The organism is Bartonella sp. TT119HLJHH (assembly GCF_042193385.1).
GTDB lineage: Bacteria > Pseudomonadota > Alphaproteobacteria > Rhizobiales > Rhizobiaceae > Bartonella.
Map to the genome: position 1 here is coordinate 21,372 of NZ_JBHILS010000009.1, position 25,903 is coordinate 47,274.

The 25,903-nt window shown below is 39.6% G+C and carries 23 protein-coding genes; 17 read left to right on the plus strand and 6 right to left on the minus strand.

Annotation, left to right across the window (positions count from 1 at the left end):
* The first annotated feature begins 368 nt into the window (after nt 1-368).
* The 6 genes from ACFIJL_RS06100 to ACFIJL_RS06125 all read left to right on the plus strand — a co-directional run bounded on the left by ACFIJL_RS06100 (nt 369) and on the right by ACFIJL_RS06125 (nt 6,169).
* Entirely contained in the window at nt 369-680 is a 312-nt protein-coding gene (locus ACFIJL_RS06100; protein WP_375623488.1) for a hypothetical protein, read from the plus strand.
* Complete coding sequence (locus tag ACFIJL_RS06105) at nt 667-906, plus strand: hypothetical protein (protein WP_375623490.1); 240 nt, start codon at nt 667-669, stop codon at nt 904-906. Before ACFIJL_RS06100 ends, ACFIJL_RS06105 begins: the two co-directional genes overlap by 14 nt.
* Nucleotides 899-1,786, plus strand: coding sequence for a hypothetical protein (locus ACFIJL_RS06110; RefSeq protein WP_375623492.1), 888 nt, complete (start codon nt 899-901; stop codon nt 1,784-1,786). Before ACFIJL_RS06105 ends, ACFIJL_RS06110 begins: the two co-directional genes overlap by 8 nt.
* A gap of 2 nt (nt 1,787-1,788) precedes the next feature.
* Nucleotides 1,789-2,703 (plus strand): hypothetical protein, encoded by a 915-nt coding sequence (locus ACFIJL_RS06115; protein ID WP_375623494.1) that lies wholly within the window; start codon nt 1,789-1,791, stop codon nt 2,701-2,703.
* A 271-nt stretch (nt 2,704-2,974) separates the two neighbouring features.
* Entirely contained in the window at nt 2,975-4,288 is a 1,314-nt protein-coding gene (locus ACFIJL_RS06120) for a DEAD/DEAH box helicase family protein (RefSeq protein WP_375623496.1), read from the plus strand.
* A 63-nt stretch (nt 4,289-4,351) separates the two neighbouring features.
* Nucleotides 4,352-6,169, plus strand: coding sequence for a hypothetical protein (locus tag ACFIJL_RS06125; protein WP_375623498.1), 1,818 nt, complete (start codon nt 4,352-4,354; stop codon nt 6,167-6,169).
* Nucleotides 6,170-6,196: 27 nt separating this feature from the next.
* Here the strand turns inward: ACFIJL_RS06125 and ACFIJL_RS06130 are convergent, their stop codons facing one another.
* The 4 genes from ACFIJL_RS06130 to ACFIJL_RS06145 form a co-directional block, all read right to left on the minus strand.
* The gene (locus ACFIJL_RS06130; RefSeq protein ID WP_375623500.1) at nt 6,197-6,343 is read right to left on the minus strand and encodes a hypothetical protein; all 147 of its coding nucleotides are present in this window, start codon (nt 6,341-6,343) and stop codon (nt 6,197-6,199) included.
* Between the two features lie 406 nt (nt 6,344-6,749).
* Nucleotides 6,750-7,121 (minus strand): DNA-processing protein DprA, encoded by a 372-nt coding sequence (locus ACFIJL_RS06135; RefSeq protein WP_375623582.1) that lies wholly within the window; start codon nt 7,119-7,121, stop codon nt 6,750-6,752.
* A 3-nt stretch (nt 7,122-7,124) separates the two neighbouring features.
* Nucleotides 7,125-8,345 carry an MFS transporter gene (locus ACFIJL_RS06140; protein WP_375623502.1) on the minus strand — a complete coding sequence of 407 codons (1,221 nt, stop codon included), beginning with the start codon at nt 8,343-8,345 and terminating at the stop codon, nt 7,125-7,127.
* A 10-nt stretch (nt 8,346-8,355) separates the two neighbouring features.
* Complete coding sequence (locus ACFIJL_RS06145) at nt 8,356-9,777, minus strand: coproporphyrinogen-III oxidase family protein (protein ID WP_375623504.1); 1,422 nt, start codon at nt 9,775-9,777, stop codon at nt 8,356-8,358.
* A gap of 544 nt (nt 9,778-10,321) precedes the next feature.
* Between ACFIJL_RS06145 and ACFIJL_RS06150 the strand changes: the two genes are divergently transcribed.
* From ACFIJL_RS06150 to edd, 9 genes are all read left to right on the plus strand, one after another.
* Nucleotides 10,322-10,966, plus strand: coding sequence for a hypothetical protein (locus tag ACFIJL_RS06150; protein WP_375623506.1), 645 nt, complete (start codon nt 10,322-10,324; stop codon nt 10,964-10,966).
* 666 nt (nt 10,967-11,632) lie between these two features.
* Nucleotides 11,633-11,824, plus strand: a complete 192-nt coding sequence (locus ACFIJL_RS06155; RefSeq protein WP_375623508.1) for a hypothetical protein — start codon at nt 11,633-11,635, stop codon at nt 11,822-11,824.
* A 13-nt stretch (nt 11,825-11,837) separates the two neighbouring features.
* Nucleotides 11,838-12,329 carry a hypothetical protein gene (locus tag ACFIJL_RS06160; protein ID WP_375623510.1) on the plus strand — a complete coding sequence of 164 codons (492 nt, stop codon included), beginning with the start codon at nt 11,838-11,840 and terminating at the stop codon, nt 12,327-12,329.
* A complete protein-coding gene (locus ACFIJL_RS06165) occupies nt 12,314-13,546 on the plus strand; it encodes an MATE family efflux transporter (RefSeq protein WP_375623512.1) in 1,233 nt (410 codons plus the stop codon). The genes ACFIJL_RS06160 and ACFIJL_RS06165 overlap by 16 nt, the downstream gene beginning before the upstream one ends.
* A gap of 737 nt (nt 13,547-14,283) precedes the next feature.
* Entirely contained in the window at nt 14,284-15,711 is a 1,428-nt protein-coding gene (locus tag ACFIJL_RS06170) for a glutamine synthetase family protein (RefSeq protein WP_375623514.1), read from the plus strand.
* Nucleotides 15,712-15,722: 11 nt separating this feature from the next.
* Nucleotides 15,723-17,006 carry an NAD(P)/FAD-dependent oxidoreductase gene (locus ACFIJL_RS06175; RefSeq protein ID WP_375623584.1) on the plus strand — a complete coding sequence of 428 codons (1,284 nt, stop codon included), beginning with the start codon at nt 15,723-15,725 and terminating at the stop codon, nt 17,004-17,006.
* A 120-nt stretch (nt 17,007-17,126) separates the two neighbouring features.
* Nucleotides 17,127-18,599, plus strand: coding sequence for a glucose-6-phosphate dehydrogenase (gene zwf / locus ACFIJL_RS06180; RefSeq protein WP_375623516.1), 1,473 nt, complete (start codon nt 17,127-17,129; stop codon nt 18,597-18,599).
* 10 nt (nt 18,600-18,609) lie between these two features.
* Nucleotides 18,610-19,362 carry a 6-phosphogluconolactonase gene (pgl, locus tag ACFIJL_RS06185; RefSeq protein ID WP_375623519.1) on the plus strand — a complete coding sequence of 251 codons (753 nt, stop codon included), beginning with the start codon at nt 18,610-18,612 and terminating at the stop codon, nt 19,360-19,362.
* Between the two features lie 56 nt (nt 19,363-19,418).
* Nucleotides 19,419-21,242, plus strand: a complete 1,824-nt coding sequence (gene edd, locus ACFIJL_RS06190) for a phosphogluconate dehydratase (RefSeq protein WP_375623521.1) — start codon at nt 19,419-19,421, stop codon at nt 21,240-21,242.
* Between the two features lie 65 nt (nt 21,243-21,307).
* Here edd and folD read toward each other — a convergent pair whose 3' ends face one another.
* Nucleotides 21,308-22,207, minus strand: coding sequence for a bifunctional methylenetetrahydrofolate dehydrogenase/methenyltetrahydrofolate cyclohydrolase FolD (gene folD, locus ACFIJL_RS06195; RefSeq protein WP_375623523.1), 900 nt, complete (start codon nt 22,205-22,207; stop codon nt 21,308-21,310).
* A 315-nt stretch (nt 22,208-22,522) separates the two neighbouring features.
* Between folD and ACFIJL_RS06200 the strand changes: the two genes are divergently transcribed.
* Nucleotides 22,523-24,403, plus strand: coding sequence for an AsmA family protein (locus ACFIJL_RS06200; RefSeq protein ID WP_375623525.1), 1,881 nt, complete (start codon nt 22,523-22,525; stop codon nt 24,401-24,403).
* A 314-nt stretch (nt 24,404-24,717) separates the two neighbouring features.
* On the opposite strand, the gene ACFIJL_RS06205 is transcribed toward ACFIJL_RS06200, so the two are convergent.
* Nucleotides 24,718-24,861 carry a hypothetical protein gene (locus ACFIJL_RS06205; protein ID WP_273790383.1) on the minus strand — a complete coding sequence of 48 codons (144 nt, stop codon included), beginning with the start codon at nt 24,859-24,861 and terminating at the stop codon, nt 24,718-24,720.
* A 236-nt stretch (nt 24,862-25,097) separates the two neighbouring features.
* On the opposite strand from ACFIJL_RS06205, the gene ACFIJL_RS06210 reads away from it, so the two are divergent.
* Nucleotides 25,098-25,841 carry a 16S rRNA (uracil(1498)-N(3))-methyltransferase gene (locus ACFIJL_RS06210; protein ID WP_375623527.1) on the plus strand — a complete coding sequence of 248 codons (744 nt, stop codon included), beginning with the start codon at nt 25,098-25,100 and terminating at the stop codon, nt 25,839-25,841.
* Nucleotides 25,842-25,903: the final 62 nt, after the last annotated feature.

Genomic DNA, 25,903 nt, shown 5'->3' on the forward strand with positions numbered 1-25,903 from the left:
AGCAGGGAGTTTTTCTCCCGCAATAATATCTTGGTATGCTTGGGAGGGCAAGGCGCTTTAAGGAAATTATATGTCTGACTTAATTTTTGGAATGCTGCTTAGTTTTGGGATAAGTTCCAGCACTCGTCTCCTTAAAAACAATGGCTTGTTGGGCGAGCGCGTCATTTTGGGGGGGGCTAGCTGGCCTTTCCTGCGCTATCATCTTCGCTTATCCACATAGTGAACGTGGGCTTCCAGACTTATCTTTGCTTTTGGTATGTTATCTTGGCATTCTTTTAATTCTGCACGAGCACTACTTATATAAATATTTAGTTCTTGGGTTCTGTGGTGCAGTTGCTACCTTGTGTATTGGGGCAGGTTTTATATATTTGAGTTCTTTGTTGCCATTGCCTGCTTTGTCTGCTGCTAATAATAGCCAGCAGCAGGTGGTGCATTACATGAGTTTGGTTGCTGCAAACTATCCCTTTTTTATCCTTTTGATATCAGTTTTAACTGCGGAGCTTTTGCGTTTGTGGTTGCTTCGCGTATATAAGCCAGAATTAGCTGCGCGTGAGGTCCTTTATTTCGGGCTGGGCTGGGGTGTTCTAGACTTATGCTATAAGACCCTCCCAGCTCTTTTTCTTTACTTGAATTACCGTGTTGATAGGGCGCCACAAATGGTGGGCTATGTCCGCATTTGAATCTTGTCCACAAGCGATCAGCTATCTTATTGCCGCGGGCATGATTGTATTGATGCATGTTGTAAATACGCGTTTTATGTATCTTGGTTTCCAAGATAAGCGCAAGGTCTATTTCTATCTGCCTTTTGTAATTCATTTTGCGGTTGGTCTTTTGTTTATGTTTGACATTTCTTCAGGCTATGCAATATTAATAAATTCTATTTTTGAGGCTTGCAATAATGCTTGACAAATTGACATTATCTGTTATCGGCGCCGTTTTTTGTCTGGTGCTGATTATTTTTCCTTTGATGAAGAAAAAAACATTGGTTGAACATTTGGTTTTCTTGCTCGTTGTTTTGTGTCTTGTTTTTCTTTATGTTTATGGCGCTGTGAGTTATTTTCCTTATTATGTTTTGGCGCTTTCGCTTATATTGGGGTACCGCTGGTTACTCTCTTTGGTTAAAACGTTTAAAGGCACGAAGGCAATTATTGGGTCAAGCGCTGGTTGTTATGTGCTTTTGATTTTTTTTCTATACGGCTTTATGCGTATGATAGGCAGTTTGATTTTAGATTTTTCTGCTTATAGTACGCCTAATATTGTTTTTGCTGTTGGTCTATTCCCTATAGGCATGGCGATTATGCAGTTTTTTTTGCTCTCTCATTGGGTGGCAGAAGATAATGGCAATGGTGTAGAGGCAGGACTGGGCGTGGGAATGGGGATTTGGGGGGCTGCTATAGGGCTTGCACTGCTTACATCTCTACCAGAAGCTGTGAAAATCCTAAAAGGGGCCTTTAGTCTTGATAGGGACGCCTTACTTTCTTTACTTGAGACGGTAATATATTATGCGTTTATTATAGGTCTGAATCTTTTATCAACTTTCTTAATGCTTGTGGTTTGCCTTGACAAGAAATGGCGTTTTTTTGTTCTTATCCTGCTTTTACAATGCTTGGCGGCTTGGGCGCGCTTTTCATGGCAGGCCGCTGAGCCAGAACTTCTTGCAATTGGGCATTATACAATCGCTACTATTCTTATGTTTGCTCTTATGCGGCAAATTTATGATTTTGTGCAAGACAGATTATCCATGAAGAAAAATAGCAGTTACGCTGTAGTAAATGAGGGGGCATAATAATGTTGGTTTTATTTATTACTTCGCTTCTCGCAGGCCTTATTTATGGTGTTGTCATTTATAATTTTTTTCGCTCTACGTTTAGTTGGATAAATGTGCTGTTGAGCGGCATAGTTTTTGGGGTGATTGTTCTGTTAGTATGGCGTTACTCGGAAACAGAACATAAACTTGATGCCTTACGTTTACTGCAAGTGCTTGGCGTTGTTTTTCTTCTATGTGTGCTTCATCATTTTCTGAAGTTCAAATTGGTTGTCGCTGGTGCTGTGGGATGGTTTGTTGCTAGCTGCATTGTTTTCGGGCTTATTGCTTTTTGGGAGCAATCTGTAATAAAAACGCTTTATATGATGAGTATTGTTGAAACCAAGAGTCGTGCAGAGCAGGGGCTGGCGCTTGTTTTTTTATTTTTAACATTTACGGTTTTTTTTGTTGTAGCAGAAGAAGCCATGCGTCGTTGGTTAGTTACTAAGTTTTATCGGTGCTCGCCTAGTTTGTTGTGGCGTTTGCCGCTGAATATTGGCATAGGCTGGGGTTTATGCGAATTAGTTTATAAGGCGCTAGGACCTTTCCTTGTTTATAATGGCTGGCCTATTCGATCTAGGTTATTAGCCAGTGAGTATGTAATTTTTTATTCCTGGACGCAAGCGAGTATTTTTTTGTGTGCTTTAATGAGCGTTATACTCATGCATATTTTCAATACATGCTTGGCGTATCGTGGTGTTGTTACGCGCTCTAAATTTTATGCGTGTGCGCCTTTTTTTGTCCACGCTATTGTTAATTGTTTCGGTGCAACAGTGATGGTTACAGAGAAGGTTTGGTTTAATGTTGGGGGCAGCTTGTTTATTCTACTTTGTGTGATGTTGTTCGTATATTTTGAAAGCAAAAATCCTTTAATACAAAACATAAAACTGCGCGCTTAAAGTGTTTTAGAGTGATGAATAACTTTGCATACTCTAAGTATGGCTAGAGAGCCTGATACGCCTTTCTGTTCTGCAAAAAATAAGAGAAGGTTAGCACCGACGTAACGCGTCCAGTACCAAGAGCGACGTCATTTCTGCACTAATTGGGGGGAGGGTGTGCTACTGTCCACGCGCATATGGGAGCCTAAAAATATGCTATCATGTAACTTTCTAGTGTCCTCCTTTCTATTATCCTCCATGAGATTGAAGATGGGAATCTTGGGGCGGCGATATGAAACTTAAATTTAAACAACAAGAATTTCAAAATGATGCCGTTAAAAGCGTCATTGATTTATTTAAAGGCCAACCACGACGAGATTCTTCTATTTTCTTGTGTTCAGAACAAGGACAATTAGCGCTAAATGAATTTGGTTATGGTAATCAATTATTGATCAGTGATGAAAGCATATTAGCAAATTTACAAGAGGTGCAACAGAACAATAAACTCTTGGCGAGTAAGACGCTAGAGCAAAAGCAGTTTTCTATTGAGATGGAAACGGGAACAGGCAAAACTTATGTCTATAGCAAGACGATTTTTGAGTTAAATCAACGCTATGGCTTTACCAAATTTATTATCGTCGTACCAAGTGTTGCTATTCGCGAAGGGGTGTATAAATCACTTCAGGTAACAAGGGAGCATTTTCAAGCAGAGTTTGATAATCTGCCCTATCGTTATTTTATTTATAATTCAAAAGATCTTTCGCAAATTCGCCAATTTGCAAGCTCTACCAATATTGAAATTATGATTATCAATATTGATGCATTTAAAAAAGCAGAAAATATTATCAACCTTCCGCAAGATAGACTGAATGGCGAAAGTGCTATGCGCTATATCCAAGATACAAATCCGATTGTGATCATAGATGAACCGCAATCGGTGGATAGTACAGCAAAAGCGAAAGAGGCTATTGCGAGCCTTAACCCGCTTTGTGTTTTCCGCTATAGTGCCACGCATAAAGAGGAGATTAATCTTTTATATCGTTTAACACCTGTTGATGCTTATCAAAAAGGACTGGTAAAGCAAATTTGTGTCTCTTCTAATCAGATAGAGCAAGATTTTAACCGTCCCTATATTGCCTTGAAATCCGTATCACACAAACATGGCTTTAAGGCGCGCTTAGAGTTGGATATTGCGGGAAAGAATGGCACTGTGAGCCGCAAAACAGTTACAGTGAGACAAGGCGATGATCTGTATCGCGTTACGGGCGGGCGTGAGCTTTATAGGGGTTATATTGTTTCGGGTATCAATTGCATGGCGGGGGATGAAGCTGTTGAGTTTTCTGATACTGAAGTTGTCAAATTTGGCCACGCACTTGGTGATGTAAATACAATAGAGCTTAAACGCGCGCAAATTTATCGCACTATAGAAACACATTTAGATAAAGAATTGCGGCTTGCGCCTTTAGGGATTAAAGTTTTATCACTTTTTTTTATTGATGAGGTGGCTAAATATCGTAGCTCTGATGAAGAGCCAGCACTTTATGAGCGTATGTTTGAAGAATGTTATGAAGAGCTGTTGGCGAAAAAGAAATATGCCTCCTTGTGAGCTAAGTTTGCGCAAAATGTTCGAAATGTGCACGGCGGTTATTTCTCGCAAGACAAGAAAGGCGTGTATAAGGATACAAAGGGCGACAGCCAAGCTGATGATGACACTTATAACACGATTATGCGTGATAAGGAGTGGTTATTATCTTTTGCATGCCCCTTGCGTTTTATCTTTTCACATTCGGCTTTGAGAGAAGGCTGGGATAATCCGAATGTGTTTCAAGTGTGTATGTTGATTGAGCAAAAATCGAATTTTACCGCACGGCAAAAGATTGGTCGCGGTTTGCGCTTGTGCGTAAATCAACAAGGTGAACAGGTAGAAGATAAAGATATAAATGTGCTGCATGTCATGGTGAATGAAAGCTTTGCTGAGTTTGTGAGTACATTGCAAAAAGAATTAGAAGCGGATATTGGTTATAAACTTGGTACATTGCAGATGGAGCAGTTGGTTGGCCGTATTTATGAAGATGTAAAATATGTGGCCGCTAAAGTGGAAGTATCGCAAGCACAAAAAATTGTTAAAATACTTGTTGCAAAAGATTTTATTGATGAGGCGGGTGTCGTTAAAGTAGATCAAGATTTAGTAGCGAGCGAATTTGATGCTATAGGGGCGGAGGAAATGCCACGCGAATTGCGTCAAGAAATTGTGAAAAAAACTAATGCGGGCGCGCTTATTAATGTTGAGATGCTGCAAGATCTGATTTATATGACAGCTGTGACGGAAACAAAGATTCTGTCTTCGCAAGAGGCTGCTGATATATTGGTTGAGTTACGTGAAAAAGCTTTGCTTACATCAGCAGGAAAAATCACAGATACATTAAAAGCGCAATGGGCGACTGGGACGTTGGATTTAAGTGAACGTTTTAGTAAAGGGCAAAAGCAGGCTGTGCTGCAGGCGCTAGAAGCGAGCCAAGCCATGCCGATTATTCGTAATGCTACGCGCGAGGTGCGGGTTAAGCTTAAAAAGCAAACAGTGGCTTCACCAGAGTTTTTGGCCTTGTGGGAGAAGATCAATAAAAAGACCACTTATCGTGCAAAGCTTGATCGCACAGAGTTTGTTGCCAAAGCAGTGGATGCAGTGGAAAAAATGGCGCCAGTTGCGCCCGCGCATTTGGTTTATCAGACAGCCGAGATAGAACTGGATAGTGCTGGTGTGACCTATGAAGAGCAGTTATTAAAGCAGAGTGCGCTTGATTATAGTTTTTGTGCACTGCCGAACATTGTACATTATTTGACCTTAAAGCTGAAATTAACAGCAAAGACAATTATTGGTATTTTGACAAAGAGTGGTCGTGAGCGTGAGTTTGTGAAAAATCCACAAGCTTTTTTAGAGCGCATAGAAGAAATACTCAATAAAACCTATGTTAATCTTACAATTGATGGCATTAAATATTTAAAGCTGGTCGGGCAAGAATATAGTGTGCAAGAGCTTTTTACCAGTGAAGAGCTTGTGGCGAATTTAGAGCGTACAGCTGTTGTGAGTGAGAAGAGTGTGTATGATCATGTGGTTTATGAAAGCAGTGTGGAGAAAGAGTTTGCACAAAGTCTTGAAAATGATCCAGAAGTCAGATTGTTTTTTAAACTGCCAAGAAGTTTTAAAATAGCCACTCCCATTGGTTCTTATACGCCTGATTGGGCGGTTTTTTTAGAGCGGGATGGCGAACAAAAGCTTTACTTTGTGCTGGAAACAAAAGGAACGAATAGCGAGTTTGATTTGCGCCTTAAAGAAATGCTGAAGATTAAATGCGGCAAGGCGCATTTTACCGCCCTTGAGACTGGTGTGGTGTTTAACGAAGCTCCTGTGATGAGTTGGCGCGATTCTAAGCGGGGGATGGTGGTAGAGAGAGTGGGGGGCTGTGGTAGGAGTGGGTGGCACGAATAACGCTGTCTTTAGTTGCTTACCGCCAAGCTAATTTTGTGCTTTGCGAAATTCGCCAAGGCTTTTGGACGTACCGCGTTTATCGCATAATAAAATCTTATGAATATCATGCAGAAGGCGCGCAGAAACGGGTGATTGCGTGTCTAGCTTCCCAATGCCGTAATTAAGTACAGCCACATAATGAGATAGCTCTTCAATATCATCAGTCGCACTGATACTTTTTTTTATTTTCAAACAATAATAGGTCAGACGGTAATGATTATGTCTTTTCTATCTAAGAAAAGAGTAGCACCGCTTGCATATATGCACGAGTAAAAGTCAATCAACATTGGTCTGAGGTAAAAACCGCCAATTATTTCTAATACACCTAAGGATTTCATAGCTTGCTCTAACGGTTTATATAAAGTCGCCCTTTTAAAAGGTGGATTGGGCGGCAAATTTATTGGGATATAGGCTTTATGAATCTTTCGAACTAAGCTTTCTACTATGCAGGTCCTAAGGCGTGATTGCATATATGGTCGCATCTGTTGCTGCATTGTGTAGGCAGAGATCCTAAATGAGGAAAGGAGGGCTGCTCTTTTAATTACAAAGGAAGAATACGGCGTGTAAATGCAGCAAATGTATTTTGAGGAGCAGTAAAGGGGTGAGGTATTTGATGTCCAGCGAGTGACGGATTAACTGAAGTATAAGTGGGCATTGCTAGGGCGGAGTTTTTAGTTAAGAATCGCGCTCCGTACGCTATAAGCTCTCTGCATTCTTTATATAGGGCGTTGAGATCATCGCCCAATGCAACGTAAAGGGGCTGTTTTGTCTTTAGCGCTTGTTTGGCTGCTTCTATAATGCCGCTGTCTCTATCAGCCATTATGGTGATAATTTCCTCGTCCAAAGAACAGATCAATCGATTGCGTAATAGGGTATGTGTGCCTTTTTCGACCGTGTCTTTTTTAAAAAGCAGCTGTTACCTTGTGGCAAGGTTGGGTGTGTCTATATGATCAGCCTGCCAAAGAAATGGAAGCGTTATCGCGATAGCCACCAATAGTAGTCCAGCGATAAAGATGGCAGCAAACTGCAATGATATAAAAGAACCAAGGACGCCGACCAAAAAGCTTCCGACCGGCGTTCCAGCATAGCCTATCACTCGAAAAGCAGAATTAGCTCGCCCGAGAAGTTGCTTTGGTGTGAGGCGCTGCCTGAAGGCGGTAACACCAATAAACCATAAGCTTGCTCCAACACCAGCGATAAAGGTGACGCTCCATACGATGACAGCACTTTTTGAAAAGGCTGGAATCAGCAGCAAGACAACCGTTCCTAAACCGTCAGTGAGAACAGCTAGGCGCACCGGTGCATAACGTATACGCGGTGCAAATAGGGCACCTGCCATTGTTCCAAGCGCGTAGGCTGCAAACATCACGCCATATTGGCTGCTATGTAGGCCCAGATACCGACTGTCGGTAACGAAGAAGATGAACGAGGTTAGGAATGCTCCAAATACCACCGATAGAAAAAATGTGAGTAATGTAAGGGAGGTAAGATGCCGATTTGAAAAAATGAAATGAAAGCCGGCAATGATATAACGGAAAGTGATGTTTTCTTTATCAGGTGTTGGCGATGTCGGAACAGCACGGCGAGCGGTAAAAATCAATGTGATAAAAAGCACGATTAAAAGGCCGAGAAATAGCAGTGTGCTATGCGCTAAAATGCTGCTTGTTATGACAGGGGCAAGAAAATAGGAGACCCCGAAATCTAAAAACAAGACAATAGAGTAGAAGGTCATCAATCGCTCTCCCTCCATGATAAGTGGTGGAATCGTCATTATATAAGCTTCGGCAGAAACGACGATGAATCCAGCAATGGTTGCATAGAAGAAAATTTGTTCGGCTGGAGCAATCTGTATCATGAGCAGTACGAACAGGACAATATGCAGTAGCGTGAAGATGAGGAGAGCCGAGGTGGCAAGTTTTATTTTGTCGCAGCGATCAAGTAAAGCGCCTGCAAGGATGCCGAAAATTGGCCACGCTAATGAAAAGAGACCTTGCGCCCAACTTACTCCGACTACGCCATATCCAGATTGTCTTGCTAATAGCGGGATGGCAGTGCGCAAAGCACCGCTGAGTAAGGCGAGCAGACTAACGGTTAGGCAAAAATAGCGTATGTTCTTGTTGACAAAAAGCGTGAACATTCTTTTCTCCTTAAGATGCCACACAGGTTTCCGCTGGTCCATCAAGTACGGCGGTTGTATTCAGCATGTTTGCGACATAGTCGTCCAAGATATTCCTGTCTTCCTGAGGTAGAAGAAAATACATAAGGTTGGAATACCATTGCCAACCACGTTGAGTCAGCTGGAGATTGTTATCACTTTCTGCGGTGAGACCTGCACCTATGGGCTGTTGTAGGTTATTGTATACGAAAGAGGGGAGTGCGATCCAGTCAATTCTTTCTTTTTTGGCATAGCCGTTATAAGGTAGCCGCATACACAAAGCCGTGGAGGCTTGTTGCTCCGCTGATACCCAATTGTAGTATACTTTGGATTTGCCTTTAAGTTGTATGTCGGTAATGTATCCGCTTCGATAGGGATTGGCTCGTGTGACGAGTGAGCCAAGAATCGACATTGCTGACGCCCCGAAGCCAACCACATAATCGTCATGATAACCATACAAATATTTGTGATAGCGGAAATAATTAGCTGAACTCGTTTTAGCGAGCGTTAGAGGAGTGTTATTGGCAATTTTGATATAGGAATGCCCATTACACGGCGCATAGCCGCAGCTGCGCATAACGATATCGCTAAATAATCGAAGCATCTGTCGATGCTGTAGGCTGGATGGCTTTAGCCCTTTTTGTGCGTAAGACTTATGCAGTTGCGACGTGATAGCCAGATTGTTAATTGCATAGAGGTTGATGGTTTCAGGGTGAAGCTCGCTGGCTTGCTTCAAATCGTATAATAGTTCTTCGGCTTGCTGGCTGTGCATGCCATATAGTAGGTCGAAACCCACATGTCCAATTATCTCTTGTGACAAAGCCACGGTATTGTTGATTTGTTCACGTGTTGAGGTGAGGTTAAACAATGATCGGAAACGCTCAATGAAACTCTGTACACCGAAGTTTATCCGGTTAACGCCGATCTCACGGGCAGCATAAAGTTTATCACGTGTGACGCTTTTCGGTTCGCTTTCCAGTGTAAATTCGGTTAAGGAAGAGAGCTCAAATTCGGCATGCAATACTTTTCCGATGTGTCGGATATTATCTGCCGACAAAAGCGATGGTGTGCCGCCCCCTATATAGATGCTGCGGATGGGCCCTCTAAGCGAGCGAATGAAATTTCCTTTGTTTCTGGTCTCTGTGGTAAGCGCTGACATATAAGATTCGATTTGTTTAACGTGCTTGTAGTCCCCTTTCTGAAAGGGACAAAAGGAACAGATGGTTTCACAAAAGGGAATATGCAAATAAAGAGAAATGGTACGCGCTTGTGGAATCTGCTTACTGTGCGCTAGTTTATTAAAGTCTAGGTAATCGTAAAATTCATTTGAAATAGTGCGAAATAACGGATATGTGAAGTTGTAAATCGGCTTGAGTTGATCGAACTTCACAAAAGGATGATCCACGAGTTGCATAGCTTACTTCCCCCAATTTCTTAACGCGCACTATATTATTGACGGGCGACTGGTGACCCAATCACCCGAGTGTATTACCAAAGATTTTCACGGAACATAATGAATCCTCCTTTTGTAGAAGTTATATGTATTATACATATAACTTCTTATATGAACAGGCTAGCTTGTTTAAGAGGCAATGGAAAGATAAAAATATAAAAAAACTTTCTCTTGCAGTCTTATGGTCTGATATTGTAATTGGTATCCTGTTTTACGTGGTCGGGCTATGAATGCCTAGAGCGAGAAAAAGCAGGGTATTTTAATGGACGTGCGGGGCATTCTTGTTATGTTACTGGGACTTGGAATTTGCGTCTGGTTATGAAATATCATTAGCACAAAAAGATGGTTTTAAAGGTAGAGATACATTTTTTATATCCCTGTAAAACTTCGAGAAGAGATAGAATTATCTATTAGAAAACATATAAATGTCCAGTGTGATAATATTATCGAATGACATGACATCATCGCTCTTGCCCGCCATTTTGACATATTACCTAAAATCTCATTGAGATTGTGCCATGTACTGGCAAACGGGGATAGATCGCGTTTTGGTATGACTGCGGCGAAGTTACGTGCCGCATTATCTTTGCTAGAATCCAATAGGATTAGGCTTAATGGGGTGCATTTACATGTGGGCTCTAATTTGAATTCGACTGAGTTAATAGTATCCACCTTAACTAAGGCTGGAAAGGATATTTACGCATTGAAGGATCAGATAAGTTTTTATATCAGTCTAGGTGAGGGATATCCGACTTCCACAGCGTTCTGCGATGCCGTGACGGTCAATGACGAATACTCTCGTAAAATTTATGAGGCATTGTCACAATTGGGTTGTGATTTACATAAGCTTACGGTAATTATTGAATCTAGGCGTATTATATCTGAAGATTATGGTTATTTATTTTCAAATATTAGCTCTATAAAAGAGCGGAATGGTATGAACTTAATTACAATCTTGGCTCTGGGGATGTGTGCTCGGTCTGCACAGTATCACGAGAATAGAGTGCCACAAATTTTGTCTTTTCGAGATATGAGCGGTGAATTTAGTTTAGCGGATGTCGTTGGTTCAAATTGTTATGAGTATGATATTCTTGTAAGAGATGTATCTATTAAGAGATATATCTATCCCATTGGATTTATCCTTAGATGACAAATTTATGCTGTCGGCATGTAGGAGCTATGATATCATAAATGCGCCAGATTGGATTCGAATGCGGACTCAAATTATTATTTTTTGAAGAAAATGACTATTCGTATGGAGTTTATCGCTTTGCTTATTAGGTATTGTACTTTGTTGGAGTGCATCTAGTCATAAAGTGCTTTCTGGTTTATGGTGAATCTTTAGTTGCGAGTGGGTAGCTTGGTAGGAGGTTATTCCAAAGTGTGGTCGTTTTAGGGGCGCTGCAATAGCTGCTGTCGAATAAAGGAGATATTCTGCAGCTATATAAAACCTAGTGCGGAGCAAAATGTTCGTGCTTATTTGTAAAATATATTTAATTTGATGCGTCGATCTTTTATACTAGTCAAAAGTTAGCACCGATGTATCATCTGTAGTACCATTTTCATTTTTACAACTGTTTTAATTCTCATTTCCCTTGTTTTTTCCTTCAGAAACCTGTGCATCTCGGACTTTTTTGCGTATGAATGATAATAAAGCAAAGACCTTTCTCTCGTGATTTTTTTCTCAAAAGAGCCAAATGGTTTCAATGAGCAGAGATTTTATCTAAAAAAGCTTCTTGTCAATTTATTGTTTGTTTTTAATAAGATAAAATTACCCTTTTGGGGTTAGTAAACGCATTTTTTAGGTAGCGCGTATATGCTGTCCAGGGGCATTTCTGTAGATATCGATTCTAATTTGTCATTAAATGATGATGTCTTAGTAACTCATAATGCTTGTCAGCTAAAATCACAAGCTTTATGGAAAAATTTCATGTCCACCGCCACAGATCTATTTTGGCTATCGATTGAAGGACGTGTGCGTCCTCTCCAGTTAAAAGACAGCGTTTGACATTCAGATTGTTTTGGATCTGCATCTTGATTTTGAAGTTGATTGCGTTGTACAAAATTTTCAAGCAGGACGACTAGTCCCTCGTTTGTTTTTTATATTTTTCAACAGTTCTTTATTGCCAAGAATTGGTTTTTTAGGGGGAGCATATCAAGTTTTGTACCAAGAAGTCTTTCAAAAAATTTTATTAAAAATACTGAAAATGGATGTGCCAGATGAACAAACGCTTGCTGAGGATATTTTATCAACGATTGTAATTGCTTGGGGGCATAATGTTGTACAAAAAAACGCATGGCATGAAGTCCAAAAAACCAATAAAGGTGCATTACGCTTTTCCTTTAAGACCTGGGCTTCTCCTCTTAAGCTTATGCGTTCTCATTATGCATTCTTTGTGCAAGATTTGCGATGGACAGATTTTACGGAAAAAATCAATGAGTTTTGTTTAAAAGGTCTAGGCTTAATACGCCCTTCAATATGGAAAGATATTTCACAATGTTTGTTGTGCTGAAGCAATTGCTCTCTCTTGGCATGCCTCTGGCTGTTGGGTTTATTTCTCAGATGATGATTTCTTTCACAGATGCAGCGTTTGTGGCGCATTTAGGTATTCAAGCTTTGAGTGGTATAATGTTGGCTCTGAGTATGTTTAGTTTTGTTATGTTGTTTGGGCTAGGTATTATTACCGCGGTTGCACCAAAACTTGCGGAAAGCTTTCGCAGACAAGATAGATATGCATTAAAGGCATGGTTTGATCAAGGAATATGGCTTTCCCTTTTGATTGGAATGATGAGCACGATCATTTTACTCAATACGAGGAATATTTTGTGTTTTTTTGGTCAAGATGAGGCAATTGCTGCTATAGCGCAGGAATATAATCGTGGCGCTGCTATAGGGGTGATATTTTTTTATCTTTATGTGAATAGCCGCGGATTACTGTCCGCAATTGGTAATCCAAAGCCCTTAACTTTTGTTATGCTTGCAGCTATCCCTATAAATTTTCTTATCTCTTGGCTGCTTATTTTTGGTATAGGTTCTGCAAGCGGATTAGGTGTCTTTGGTGCTGGAATTGCGAGCAGTTTGATCCGTATTTTGATTGTTATTGCAGTAGCAATAATTTTGTCCCGCAATTCTGCTTTTCATTATTTTCGCTTTAATTATTTGAGGCCAAAGTTAGAGATTTCACGAATAATAAAATTGCTGCGAGTAGGGCTACCCATTGGTATACGTATTCTTATTGCGGAAGGCTTTCCTTCTGTCATTGCATTTATGATTATGGCTTATGGGGTCCAAGCTTTGGCTGCGCATACGATAGGAATGCGTCTCGATATGCTTATTTCTGTGGTGGCTTTGGGGATTTCCAGCGCAGCTGCGACAATAGCAGCGTGGTATAGAGCGGATAGGAATAATATGGCTCTAAAACAGTTGCGTATGAGTGTCACAGTTTTTGCTGTAGTTTATGTCTTGTTTTTATCAGGGATTGTTTATTTCTCTTATGAATTTATCCTTACAACCATCTTTGATATTTCTTCAGCCCGTGTTGTTGTTTTCTCTTGGGAGTTGCTTCCGTTCATCTTATTGTCTTTTGCTTTTGGCACTTTAGGAGCTATGCTCAATGGCATACTTGTGGGATTGCTTGATACGTTTTGGTCCACAATTGTTGTAGCAATAAGTTATTGGGGGGTAGGACTATTTGGGGGAGCATTCGCTTGCACATACATTTTCGTGTAGGTTGAGATTGAGCGGTTGGCCTTCTTACCGGAACCTCTGCGTATTGTTCATGTTTTTGGTTCTAATGTAGAGGATAAAGTAATCTCTGGATATGCGCATCACAATAAGATTGATTCTACATCTGTAAAATTATGTGGGAAAAAGCGAACAAATGGCTTGCGGTGGCTTACGTAGCAGGAAATAAATAGGACTTGGGAACTATTCATGAACGCGGGGAAGATCCAAGCTACACAAGTTTCAGGAAAAAATTTGCCAATCATCTCTAATTCCCCTAAAGCTTTCATGGCTTACTCTAGCGGTTTGTATAGCTCTCCCATTTCTAAAGAAGAATTTGGCGGAAAGTCTATAGGAGTATAGGCTTTATACGTATCAACAGTTAAATTACTTTCTACATAGGTTTTTGTGATGATATTTTAAATTCTGTTTTTTAGCCAAAAGGAAATTAAATATCTCGCCAATGTTTGTTTATATATGATTATTTGAATCGGAATTAGGTTACTTTCCCTATGGTATTTCTCACTGTTTTATATAAGGAGAAGGTTCGCACCGATGTATCGCGTGAAATATCAATTTTTTCACTATGGTGATAGGATAGCTTTTTGAGCGTAAAGTTCTTTTACCTTGATGGATCTTATAGTATTCTTCAAAAATATCAGTTGATAAATTTTTTTCGTGTCGTTTATGCAGGGGCTGATACAATAAGAATAGGGCTTGATTGTTTTTAAAGTTGGTATGTTATGGCTGTAAAAAATGTTAAACAAACGAAAAGTAAGAATTTTAAACCTGTCTCTCGTTTTCTCAAAAGTTTACGTGGTGTGCGCAATTGGGAACAAGTTTCACAATGGCTTGCTTTCCGTAAGGTAGAGGATATTGAATGTATTACGCCTGATCAAGCAGGGGTACCACGGGGCAAGATGATGCTTTCTAAAAAATTTACATCGGAAACATCATTGGCATTGCCTTCAGCAGTTTTTATGGCAACAATTTCAGGGGATTATCCTGAAGATGGTCATGGTTTTGAATATCCTAAAGCAGATGGTGATTTACGCCTTGAGCCTGATCTTTCTACATTAAGCATTGTTCCATGGGAAGATGCGCCTACGGCACAGGTGATTTGTGATCTTGTGTATCAAAATGGTCAGGTTGTAGATTACACACCACGCAATGTTTTACGAACGGTGGTTCATTTTTACACAAAAATGGGTTTAAGCCCTGTTGTTTCCCCAGAAATTGAGTTTTATTTGGTACAAAAAAATCCCGATCCTGATTATCCGTTAGTTCCACCAGTTGGTCGTTCTGGGCGTTCAATTGGTGGTGGACAGGGGTACTCCATTGCCGGTGTGAATGAATTTGATGATTTGATTGATGATATTTATCATTTTTCAGAGGCACAAGGATTGGAAATTGATACCCTCATTCATGAAGAAGGAGCAGGACAGTTTGAAATTAATTTACGTCATGGTGATCCTATTGAGTTAGCGGATCAAGTTTTTATGTTTAAACGAACAATTCGTGAAGCAGCACTAAAACATGATATGTATGCAACTTTTATGGCAAAACCCATTCAAGGGCAGCCGGGTTCTGCGATGCATATTCACCAATCGGTTGTTGATAAGAAAACGGGTGTGAACATTTTTACACAGGAGAATGGTGAAGAAAGTGTCAGTTTTCGGCATTTTATTGGTGGATTGCAAAAACATATGCCAGGGGTACTTGTGATGCTTGCGCCTTATGTGAATTCTTATCGACGTCTTGTCCCTGATAATTCGGCTCCTGTTAATTTGCGATGGGGATATGATAATCGTACTACAGCTTTTCGAGTTCCCCGTTCTGCTCCTCAAGCACGGCGTGTTGAGAATAGACTTCCTTCATCAGATGCAAATCCTTATTTAGCCCTTGCGGCTTCTTTAGCGTGTGGTCTTATTGGTTTGCAACAAAAAATTGAGCCGGATGAGCCAGCGACAAATAATGTAAACGCTGATAATATTGAGTTACCACGTGGACTCATTGAGGCAGTCAATTTGTTTGAACAAGATACAGTGATACGTGCTATTTTAGGGGATGTGTTTGTCAGTACTTATGCTGCAATCAAACGACAAGAGTTTGAAACTTTTATGGAAGTAATTAGTCCGTGGGAGCGTGAATATCTCCTGCTGAATGTTTAAATTTTATGACGATGATTGGTTATAATTCAATTTCTCCAGGAATTTCTTGGTATGAATATGCTTTAAGAGAACGTCCCTCTTATCCTTCTTTTTGTGAAAACAGACAGTGTGATGTTGCCATTATTGGAGGCGGATTTACGGGTCTTTCGGCTGCTTATCATTTAGCCAAGGCTGGAGTAGATGTTGTTTTATTTGAAGCATCACGTTTTGGTGATGGTGCTTCAGGGCGCAATGGTGGACAGCTGGGAACAGGGCAACGGCAATGGGTAGAAACATTAGAAAAAAAGTATGGTTTTGAGCGCAGTAAGGCTCTATTTGATTTAGCAGAAGAAGCTAAAAGAGATATTTTATCTTTATGCGCAATGCCTAATTGTTCGTGTGATTTGATAGGAGGACAGCTTTCTGTGACGCATAAAAGGCGTGAGCTTCTCTCTTATCAACGGCATATTGAGGCGATGCAGCGTTATGGCTATCACGCGCTTACTTTTATGGATAAGGCTGAAACATCTGAGCGACTTGGATCAACTTTTTATTGTGGTGGTATTTATGATGCGGATACCGGCCATATAAATCCCTTAAAATTGATTGTTGGGTTGGCAAAAAGAGCTCAAGATGCTGGTGCTAAGCTTTATGAGAAGTCACAAGTAACGACCGTAAGGTGCAAGGGAGCTCATTGGAAAGTGATAACAGAAAAAGGCAGTGTAACAGCAGAGCATGTTTTACTTGCAACAAATGGGTATAAACTTGGTCTGGAGCGTTTTATTGAAAAAAATATTGTTTCTATTCGCTCTTATATTGGAGCAACGGCCCCATTACCAAAGCATAGTTCAATTCTTATAGGGGGGGAATCGGTTGATGATTCCCGTTTTATGGTTCGCTATTTTCGCAAAAGTATTGATAATCGTCTCTTATTTGGTGGTGTAGAAAGTTATGATAATAAGCATCCTCTAAATTTAGATGAACGTATAAAACGGCAAATTGTTGAAATTTATCCTCAATTACATTCTATCAATCTCAGTCATCGGTGGGGAGCAACGGTTGCCATTACAGTTGAGCGCATGCCCTATGTTCGACAACTTTTCTCAAGGATAACTTATTGTGGTGGTTATTCAGGGCATGGCGTTATGCTGGCTCCTTTCGTGGGAAAATTATACGCAGAATGGTTGACTGGGAATCATGAACGTTTTGCCTCTTTCCAAGACTTAAAGATTTCATCTTTTCCGGGGGGACGCGTTTTGCGTTATCCGCTTATATTTTTAGCAATGCGTTGGTTTTCTTTATTGGATCGCCTTTAATGGAAACATTGCTTGAAATGAAGAAAATTAATGGCTTATTTAGGATCTGTCTGCTTTAATGATGGAAGCTTTTATAAGTGATATGGGATTTCATAATCGAATGGAAAAATAAACAAGTTCATGGTGCGTAAAATTATTCCAGTTTCTTCCTTTGATTGTATTGTTTTTGGTGGCAATGGTGATTTGGCTTCGCGCAAACTTTTGCCGGCTTTGTATCATTGTCAGTGTGCTGGGCAATTCAGTGAGCCAACACGTATTATTGGGGTTTCGCGCACTTCCTTAAGTCGTGAAGAATATCAAAGTTTTGTCCGCATTTCTTTAGAAAAACATATCCATCCAAAAGATCTAAATTCAACAGAACTCAATCGTTTTCTTGCACGTTTAACTTACGTTTCTGTTGATGTTTCCTCAAATCGAGGATGGGAGGATTTAGCCCTCCTTCTATCACAAGATTCAGCGGATATTCGAGCTTTTTATTTGGCTGTTGGTTCGTCACTTTTTACTGATATTGCGATGAAGTTGGAAAAAAATGATTTGGTGACACCACAAACACGGATTATCATTGAAAAGCCAATTGGTTGTGATGTAAAAACAGCTGTTTCACTTAATGATGTATTTGCAAGCACCTTTAATGAAGAGCAGATTTTTCGTATTGATCATTATCTTGGGAAGGAAACTGTTCAAAATTTAATGGCATTGCGGTTTGTTAATACACTTTATGAACCGCTATGGAACTCCAATTATATTGATCATGTTCAAATAACCGTTGCTGAATCTTTGGGGTTAGAGGGGCGTACAGAATATTATGAAAGCACTGGTGCTCTCCGCGATATGGTTCAAAACCATATGCTACAATTACTTTGTTTGGTCGCGATGGAAATACCATTTACCAACAGTGCTAATGCTGTGCGCGATGAAAAACTTAAAGTTTTGCAGTCTTTAACACCGCTTGATGTCCATAATGTAGGGCAGCATACTGTACGTGGACAGTATCTTGCTGGTCTATCAAATGGTATATCTGTAAAGTCTTATTTCGATGATTTGGGAAGAGTGAGTAAGAGTGAAACATTTGTAGCGCTTAAGGTTAAGATTGATAACTGGCGCTGGGCCAATACGCCTTTTTATTTACGAACAGGTAAGCGCATGTTCACGCGAATGTCTGAAATTGTTGTGGTTTTTAAACCTATTCCTCATAATATTTTTAATGTGGATTTAGATGAAATTTTTTCTAATCGGCTTGTGATTCGTCTCCAACCTGATGAAGGTGTAAAACAATGGTTGATGATTAAGGATCCAAGTTATGGCGGTATGCGGTTTCGTCACATTCCATTAGACATGAGTTTTGCTTCCGCATTTTCTGAACGTAATCCTGATGCTTATGAACGTTTATTAATGGATGTTATTCGTGGAGATCAAACACTGTTTATGCGTCGTGATGAAGTTGAGGCTGCTTGGCGTTGGATTGATCCAATCATTGAGGGATGGGAAGAAATAAAACAGCCTGTTCACAGTTATAACGCTGGTTCATGGGGCCCATCTGCTTCGACGAGCCTCATAGAACGTGATGGGCGTATATGGAACAATTTAGTTTAGAGCAATAAGTATGTATAGAATGAATATTGACCGTTTAGATTTTGAAACTCCTCAGACTTTAGCCTTGGCATTAGCAGATCGAGTAGCAGCAGAGCTTAGTGTATCTGTTCTTGAGCGCAAGAGAGCCGTTTTAGCGGTGTCTGGTGGTAAAACACCAGAATTGTTTTTTCATTATTTGTCAAAAGCGGATATTGATTGGCAAAAGATTATTATCACTTTGGTCGATGAACGTTTTGTCCCTACACACGATGAACGTTCAAATGAACATATGGTACGGTGTCATTTGTTACAAAATTTTGCCGAAAAAGCGCGTTTTGTAGGGCTTTATCATAAAGCAATTACTGCTGAACTTGCTGCTTTTTCAGCGGCAAATCGTGTTAATACTTTGCCTAAACCCTTTGATGTTGTTGTTTTAGGAATGGGAATTGATGGACATACAGCTTCCTTTTTTCCTGATGCTGATCGTTTAAAGCAAGCGCTTGATCTTCGAACACAAGCACTTGTTTTACCCCTTCATGCCAAGAGCGCTGTTGAGCCAAGACTCTCACTAACTTTGCCAGTTATTATGCAATCTCGTTGTATTATTCTCCATTTTGAAGGTTTTCAGAAACGCGATTGTTTTGAAGAAGCGTGTCAAGATGGATCTGAAATAGAAATGCCTATTCGGGCAATTTTGCGTAATTCCCCTCATCTTGTACAGGTTTATTGGTCGCCTGCAGAAAATGAAATAGGTGAATCAGAATATGCGACACAAGGTGAATAAAAACGTAATCTCTCTCAATGAATGAGGGGAAGAAACAATGAAAGGGGGAGAGAAATATGGCACTTTCCAAGACAATTTCCACAGTTACACGAAGGATTTATGAACGTTCTCGATCAACACGAGAAATTTACTTAGATCGTATTGCAAAAGCACAAGTCCATCGCCCCAAACGGAGTTTTTTAGGATGTGCCAATCAGGCTCATGGCTTTGCTGCTTGTGGTACAATAGATAAAGAGCGTTTGAAGGGAAATATCGTTGGGAATATTGGCATTATCACGGCATATAACGATATACTTTCAGCGCATCAACCTTTTGAAAAATTTCCTCACTTAATTAAAGAGTCGGCTCGTATGGTTGGTGGTGTTGCACAGGTTGCAGGTGGTGTTCCCGCGATGTGCGATGGTGTTACGCAGGGAAATGCGGGGATGGAACTTTCTCTTTTTTCGCGTGAAGTAATTGCAATGGCAACAGCTATAAGCTTATCACACGATGTCTTTGATGCAGCATTGTATCTTGGGGTGTGTGATAAAATTGTACCAGGTTTATTGATTGGTGCACTAACATTTGGTCATTTACCAGGAATTTTTATACCAGCTGGTCCTATGACAAGTGGTCAAGGTAATGATGAAAAAGCGAAGATACGTCAACTTTACGCGGAAAATAAAATAGATCGCCAAACACTTTTAGCATCAGAAGCACGTTCTTATCATGGGCCAGGAACATGTACATTTTATGGAACCGCTAACTCAAATCAGGTGATACTGGAAATGATGGGGCTTCATATGCCTGGAGCTTCTTTTGTTAATGCGAATACACCGTTGCGTGATGCTTTAACAAAGGAAGCTACGAAGCGTGTACTTGAAATGACAAATCTTGGTGATCATTATAGACCACTTGGTATGATCATTGATGAGCGTTCTTTTGTAAATGCCATTGTAGGATTAAATGCAACAGGAGGCTCTACCAATCATACGATTCATTTGATTGCTATGGCTGCTGTTTGCGGTATTAAATTGACATGGCATGATATTGCAGAAATTTCATCCGTTGTGCCTCTTTTGGCGCGAATTTATCCAAATGGTTTAGCGGATATCAATCATTTTTATGCAGCTGGGGGGATGGGATTTATTATTCGCGAACTTATCGAGGCAGGTTTAGTACATGAAGATGTTTCTACGGTTTTTGGTAAAGATCTCAATGCTTATGCAATTGAAGCAAAGCTTTCTGCTGATGGTCATGTGGTGCGTGAAGCTGCTCTCAAGGAAAGTGGTGATCATAAGGTGTTAGTAGGGTGGAAAAAGCCATTTCAGCCTGACGGTGGTCTTCGTGTTTTATCAGGAGATTTGGGAACAGCTATTATAAAAGTTTCATCTGTTAAACCAGAGTATTGGCAGATTAAAGCTCCTGTCCTTGTTTTTAATGATCAAGAAGAACTACAAAAATCTTTTAAATCTGGAGCGTTGCATGATAAAGATTTTATCGCTGTCATTCGCTATCAAGGACCAAAAGCCAATGGTATGCCAGAGCTTCATAAATTAACGACCATTTTAGGCGTTTTACAAGATCGCGGTCAAAAGGTAGCATTGATAACCGATGGGCGTATGTCAGGAGCGTCAGGAAAAATTCCTGCTGCCCTCCATGTGACACCAGAAGCAGTGGATAATGGCCCCATTGCACGTTTGCAGGATGGTGACATTGTTTTCCTTGATGTTCATGGGGGTAAATTAACTCTTTTGGAGGATTTAGAAAAATTTAACGCGCGAACAATCACACCTCCTGATCTTTCAAAAAACGAACATGGCGTTGGACGTGAACTTTTTCATGTTTTTCGTCAATCCGTTAATCGTGCGGATCAAGGAGCATCTGTTTTTATGACATGAAAAATGCAAAAATGAACAAGATGAGTCTGCGCCATGAAACCATGCACAATGAACTGTTACGATTCTTAGAATTTTGGTATAGGAAGATTGTGTGATCGCGCGGCGGCTTTGAGTGTATTAACCATAAGCATGGCAATTGTCATTGGCCCAACGCCTCCTGGAACAGGGGTGATCGCAGCAGCTTTTTCTTTTACGTTTTCAAAATCAACATCACCAACAAGACGTGTTTTTCCTATCCCTTTTTCTGGTGCAGCAACGCGGTTAATACCGACATCAATAACAATTGCACCATCTTTTATCCAGTCTTTTTTAATCATTTGTGGGCGACCTACAGCTGCTACGAGAATATCAGCGCTTCGACACACATCATCAAGGTCACGGGTACGACTATGGGCAATTGTCACAGTGGCATTGGCTGCTGTTAAAAGGGCAGCCATAGGTTTTCCAACAATATTAGAGCGTCCAACAACGACAGCATCAAGTCCAGATAAATCTTGCCCACAGTGTTGTTCAATCATCATCATGGCACCAGCTGGTGTGCAGGGAATAATCGCATCTTCAAGTGCGTTTGCCGCGAGTTTTCCTACATTAATATAATGAAACCCATCAACATCTTTTTGGAAAGCAACGGCTTGTGTTATGCGATTTGTATTCATATGAGCAGGGAGAGGCAGCTGTACCAAAATACCATGAATTTTGGGATCAGAATTTAATGTTGCAATAAGTTGTAGGAGTTCTTTTTCTTGTGTTTCTTTGGAAACGGCATGTTTGATTGAAAGAAACCCACATTCTTCGGCTTTTTTATTTTTTGAGGCGACATATACTTGACTTGCTGGATCATCTCCAACGATAATAACAGCGATACTAGGTTGTATATTATAGTGATGGCGGAGCTTTGTTGTTTCGGCCTTAACTTTCACAATAATCTCTTCAGCAAGTTTTTTTCCGTCAATAATATTATTCATTCAGAGATCCTTTCGGTAAGGCTGTTTGTTTTTTTTGTAAAGCATTTTCTAATAATACGATAGAGTTTTATAGCAATATTCATATGAGAACAGTAAGAATGGTTTTATAATATTGTGGATTTATGATTTTGAAGACTTTTAAATAATTGCTTTATAAAGAAGCAGCAACATTGCTGTTTGAATAAATTTTGGATAAAGAACAAAAATAATGAAGATACAAAGTAGATATAGTGAATTATAGGGTTATAAAAACTTTTTATGATCATTTAAGTTTGTTTTTAATCTGTTATAGGGGGGGAAGTATAGAGGGATATTGTGCGCATCAGAATAATAAAATTTTTGAGCGGAGTTTTTATTACAATTATCTTTTTATTTGGAGTGGGGATTCTCGTTTTACCTTATCTTATCTCTACAGATGCGATTCGTATTCGTTTAGCGCAGGATTTGAGTGCATGGACGGGTTACAATGTGCAATTGCGTGATCCACCGCGGTTACATCTTTTTCCTTATCCTAAAGCATTTCTTTCTGGCGTTACTTTAACATCAAAAATGAATGATGTTGCGCCATTAATGGAAGCTGAATCAATAGAAGTTGATCTTTCTATCGTCGATCTTCTTTGGGGACATATTTCTTTTTCAGAGACGCGGATTATGCGTCCTCAATTTGTTATGGAAAAGCCTGTTAAAACAATAGCAGATTTTTTTGATCGGTTTTCTCGCTCACAAGGTGCATTAGGGTTGGCAATACGCAATGCGCGTGAAATATTAAAAAGTAATCCTGAACATCCAGAACTAGAGCACCTTTTAAAACAACCTTTTGGGCGGATTGTCATTGAAAATGGTGCTCTTGTTTATCACGATAGTTTTTCAGGAGTAACAGAAAAAATAACAGGATTAAATGCAACTTTAGATTGGGCAGAAGCGACTCAGGAAGTACGGTTGCGTGCAGATGCTCGTTGGCGCGGAGAATTTACAAAGTTATCAATTGATGCATCTCAAGCATTGCTGCTTCTTGCAGGAGGCAAAAGCCAGATTAAAGCAAGTCTCAATTCTGTACGTGGGGGAATAACTTTTACAGGGCAGGCTCGGTTATCTGAATATTATATTTTTGATGGAAAGGTATCGATGCGTTCTCCGGGATGGAATCAGACATTATCTTGGGTTGGTGGGAATCAATTTTGGGGACATAAATTAAAAATACCCATTGTATGGGAATCTCATTTTTTAGCGCAACCAATGCATATCCAAATGAACAATGTTACATTTACGATGGGGAAAACCAATGCACGTGGGGCTTTAGAAATTGATTTTCAAGATTATGTACCAAATGTCATGGGCTCTTTAGCCTTTGATAACCTAGACCTTAGCCTCTTGGGTTCAATGTTTTTTTCAGGTAAAAAGAAAAATACCTGCTTTGATATGAGAATTTTTGATCGTATTGGCGTGGATATACGACTTTCAGCACCACAAGCTAAAATAGGGAATATTGCATTCACAAATTTAGCTGCTGCGATACAAATAAGAAATGGGCATGGTATTTTTGATCTTGGGCATGCGAATATTTTTGGCGGATCCATTCAAAGTAATATTGAAGTTACGTCAGCTAGACAAAAAATGCATATTGGAGGAAATATTTCAGGTACTTCTATTGATACGCAGAGAGCTCTAGAAGCTTTAGGATTTATTCCATTTATACAAAGCAAAACAAATTTTACTGCAACGGTACGAACACTTGCTGATTCTTATCCAGAAATTTTTACGAAAATGCAAGGTGAATTAACATTAAAGATGTCTTCTGGTCGGCTATTAGGGTATGATCTGAATGAATTACAAACAAAACTTTCAAATAAACAACAATTTCTTTTAATGAATAATGATACTTTTTCAACAACATTTGATCATTGGGATATTCAGACAAGCTTTTCAGAAGGTACGATGAAGGTGACAGAGTCATTGATGCGTACAGCAGACTTGAGTTTATCCATTCAAGGAACCATTGCAACTGCTATTGCTCAAGGGAAGCAGAATGAATTGATACTACAGGCACAATTATGCAAAAATTATAGATCAGAAACTTTATGTAAAGATGTTCAATGTCTTGCTAACAGCCTTGCACAGCCTTTTACATTTACTCTGAGCTCTAAAGGGCAATATCTTGGTAATTTTTTGATTACAAAAGACATTGATACAGATTGAGTATTGTTTTTCATCTGTATAACATTCTATTTTATAATGATCATTCATCTATTTGCAATTTAAGGTTGTTTTTAAATTTAAATCAGAGCTCCCATTATCGAAAGATTCTTTCATTTTAAGTCCGTTCGTCGTGAAGCAGTAAAAACCGTCCTCTCCGTCATAATAAGTGTGGTTGATATAGATAAATGACTGAAGAGAAGAATAAAAATCCTTCTTATGGAATCTCTCAAATACAAGAGATTCATAATATTTATGCAAATCTTAGAAAAGTTGCTAAAAAACATTAAAATTTTAAGGAGGATGTTGGCCAGTGCTTATTGAATCGCAGAAGAAATACCATAGCCATCTTTGGTAATTGTATGCTTCCCGTCTGCTCCAACAGAACCAATTCCCACTGTAATCAAAATAAAGGCTAAGAGGGTTGTAATCGTAATAATTGTAGCTTTTTTAGCAGACATATTTTTCCTCCACGGATGCATCAATGACTGAATGCAAAGATGAATGGTGTATTATTTAAACTATTATGAAAGCAGAATCACTTAAAGATCTATTGGTTCCTATTATCATCTCATAAAGCTAAAAAAAACTCTATAATTCTTTAATATATTATAGTTCTATAGATATAATTTTTTCTTTTTGTTATATACTTTTCTTTATTTTCTCGATGACGATAGTGAGCTTTGATAAGATTTTTATGCGCATAAATTATAAACTTAAAAGATTGTTTATCCGACAGACATTGGCTTTGAATGAAGAAATAAAAATAGAGGGGGCACAAGCTTCTTATCTTGTGCATGTTTTGCGGATGAAAGCAGGAGCAGAAATTTTACTTTTTAATGGACAGGATGGTGAGTGGCTTGCTAAGCTTATCATTGTTAAAAAAAAATTTGTTGTAGCTCAGCTTATCCATCAAGAAAGATTACAAACGACGCATTCCAATCTTATTTATTGCTTTGCTCCACTCAAAAACGCGCGGTTAGATTATATGGTGCAGAAAGCTGTTGAAATGGGGGTGTCGATTTTGCAGCCTGTTATAACGCATCATACACAGGTTACGCGTATCAATATGGCGCGTATGGAAGCCAATGTTATTGAAGCTTCTGAACAGTGTGGCATTTTATCTCTTCCTGAATGCGTATCTGCTTTATCATTAGCAGAGCTTTTAGCACGTTGGGATGAGACACAGCCTTTATTCTTTTGTGATGAAGAGCATAAATCGCATAATCCATTGCCTTCTTTTAAGAAGTTTAAAGTTACAAAACCTGGTATTCTTATTGGACCGGAAGGTGGCTTTAGTGAAGAAGAGCGGAGCTTTTTAAAAAAACATCCTTTTGTGGTTCCAATATCATTAGGTCCGCGTATTTTACGCGCTGATACTGCCGCTGTCGCTGCTTTAGCTCTTCTTAATGCTACAGTGGGAGATTGGTCAATGGATTGAGAAGTCTGTAAAATCATTCTAAATAAGTCATTTAAGAAGATAATACCAATGATAGGATATGA

Coding starts and splice junctions, on each gene's coding strand:
- ACFIJL_RS06105 (WP_375623490.1), top strand. CDS start 667: ATGTCCGCATTTGAATCTTGTCCACAAGCGATCAGCTATCTTATTGCC.
- ACFIJL_RS06110 (WP_375623492.1), top strand. CDS start 899: ATGCTTGACAAATTGACATTATCTGTTATCGGCGCCGTTTTTTGTCTG.
- ACFIJL_RS06115 (WP_375623494.1), top strand. CDS start 1,789: ATGTTGGTTTTATTTATTACTTCGCTTCTCGCAGGCCTTATTTATGGT.
- ACFIJL_RS06120 (WP_375623496.1), top strand. CDS start 2,975: ATGAAACTTAAATTTAAACAACAAGAATTTCAAAATGATGCCGTTAAA.
- ACFIJL_RS06140 (WP_375623502.1), bottom strand. CDS start 8,345: ATGTTCACGCTTTTTGTCAACAAGAACATACGCTATTTTTGCCTAACC.
- ACFIJL_RS06145 (WP_375623504.1), bottom strand. CDS start 9,777: ATGCAACTCGTGGATCATCCTTTTGTGAAGTTCGATCAACTCAAGCCG.
- ACFIJL_RS06155 (WP_375623508.1), top strand. CDS start 11,633: ATGCTGTCCAGGGGCATTTCTGTAGATATCGATTCTAATTTGTCATTA.
- ACFIJL_RS06165 (WP_375623512.1), top strand. CDS start 12,314: ATGTTTGTTGTGCTGAAGCAATTGCTCTCTCTTGGCATGCCTCTGGCT.
- ACFIJL_RS06170 (WP_375623514.1), top strand. CDS start 14,284: ATGGCTGTAAAAAATGTTAAACAAACGAAAAGTAAGAATTTTAAACCT.
- ACFIJL_RS06175 (WP_375623584.1), top strand. CDS start 15,723: ATGATTGGTTATAATTCAATTTCTCCAGGAATTTCTTGGTATGAATAT.
- zwf (WP_375623516.1), top strand. CDS start 17,127: ATGGTGCGTAAAATTATTCCAGTTTCTTCCTTTGATTGTATTGTTTTT.
- pgl (WP_375623519.1), top strand. CDS start 18,610: ATGTATAGAATGAATATTGACCGTTTAGATTTTGAAACTCCTCAGACT.
- edd (WP_375623521.1), top strand. CDS start 19,419: ATGGCACTTTCCAAGACAATTTCCACAGTTACACGAAGGATTTATGAA.
- folD (WP_375623523.1), bottom strand. CDS start 22,207: ATGAATAATATTATTGACGGAAAAAAACTTGCTGAAGAGATTATTGTG.
- ACFIJL_RS06205 (WP_273790383.1), bottom strand. CDS start 24,861: ATGTCTGCTAAAAAAGCTACAATTATTACGATTACAACCCTCTTAGCC.
- ACFIJL_RS06210 (WP_375623527.1), top strand. CDS start 25,098: ATGCGCATAAATTATAAACTTAAAAGATTGTTTATCCGACAGACATTG.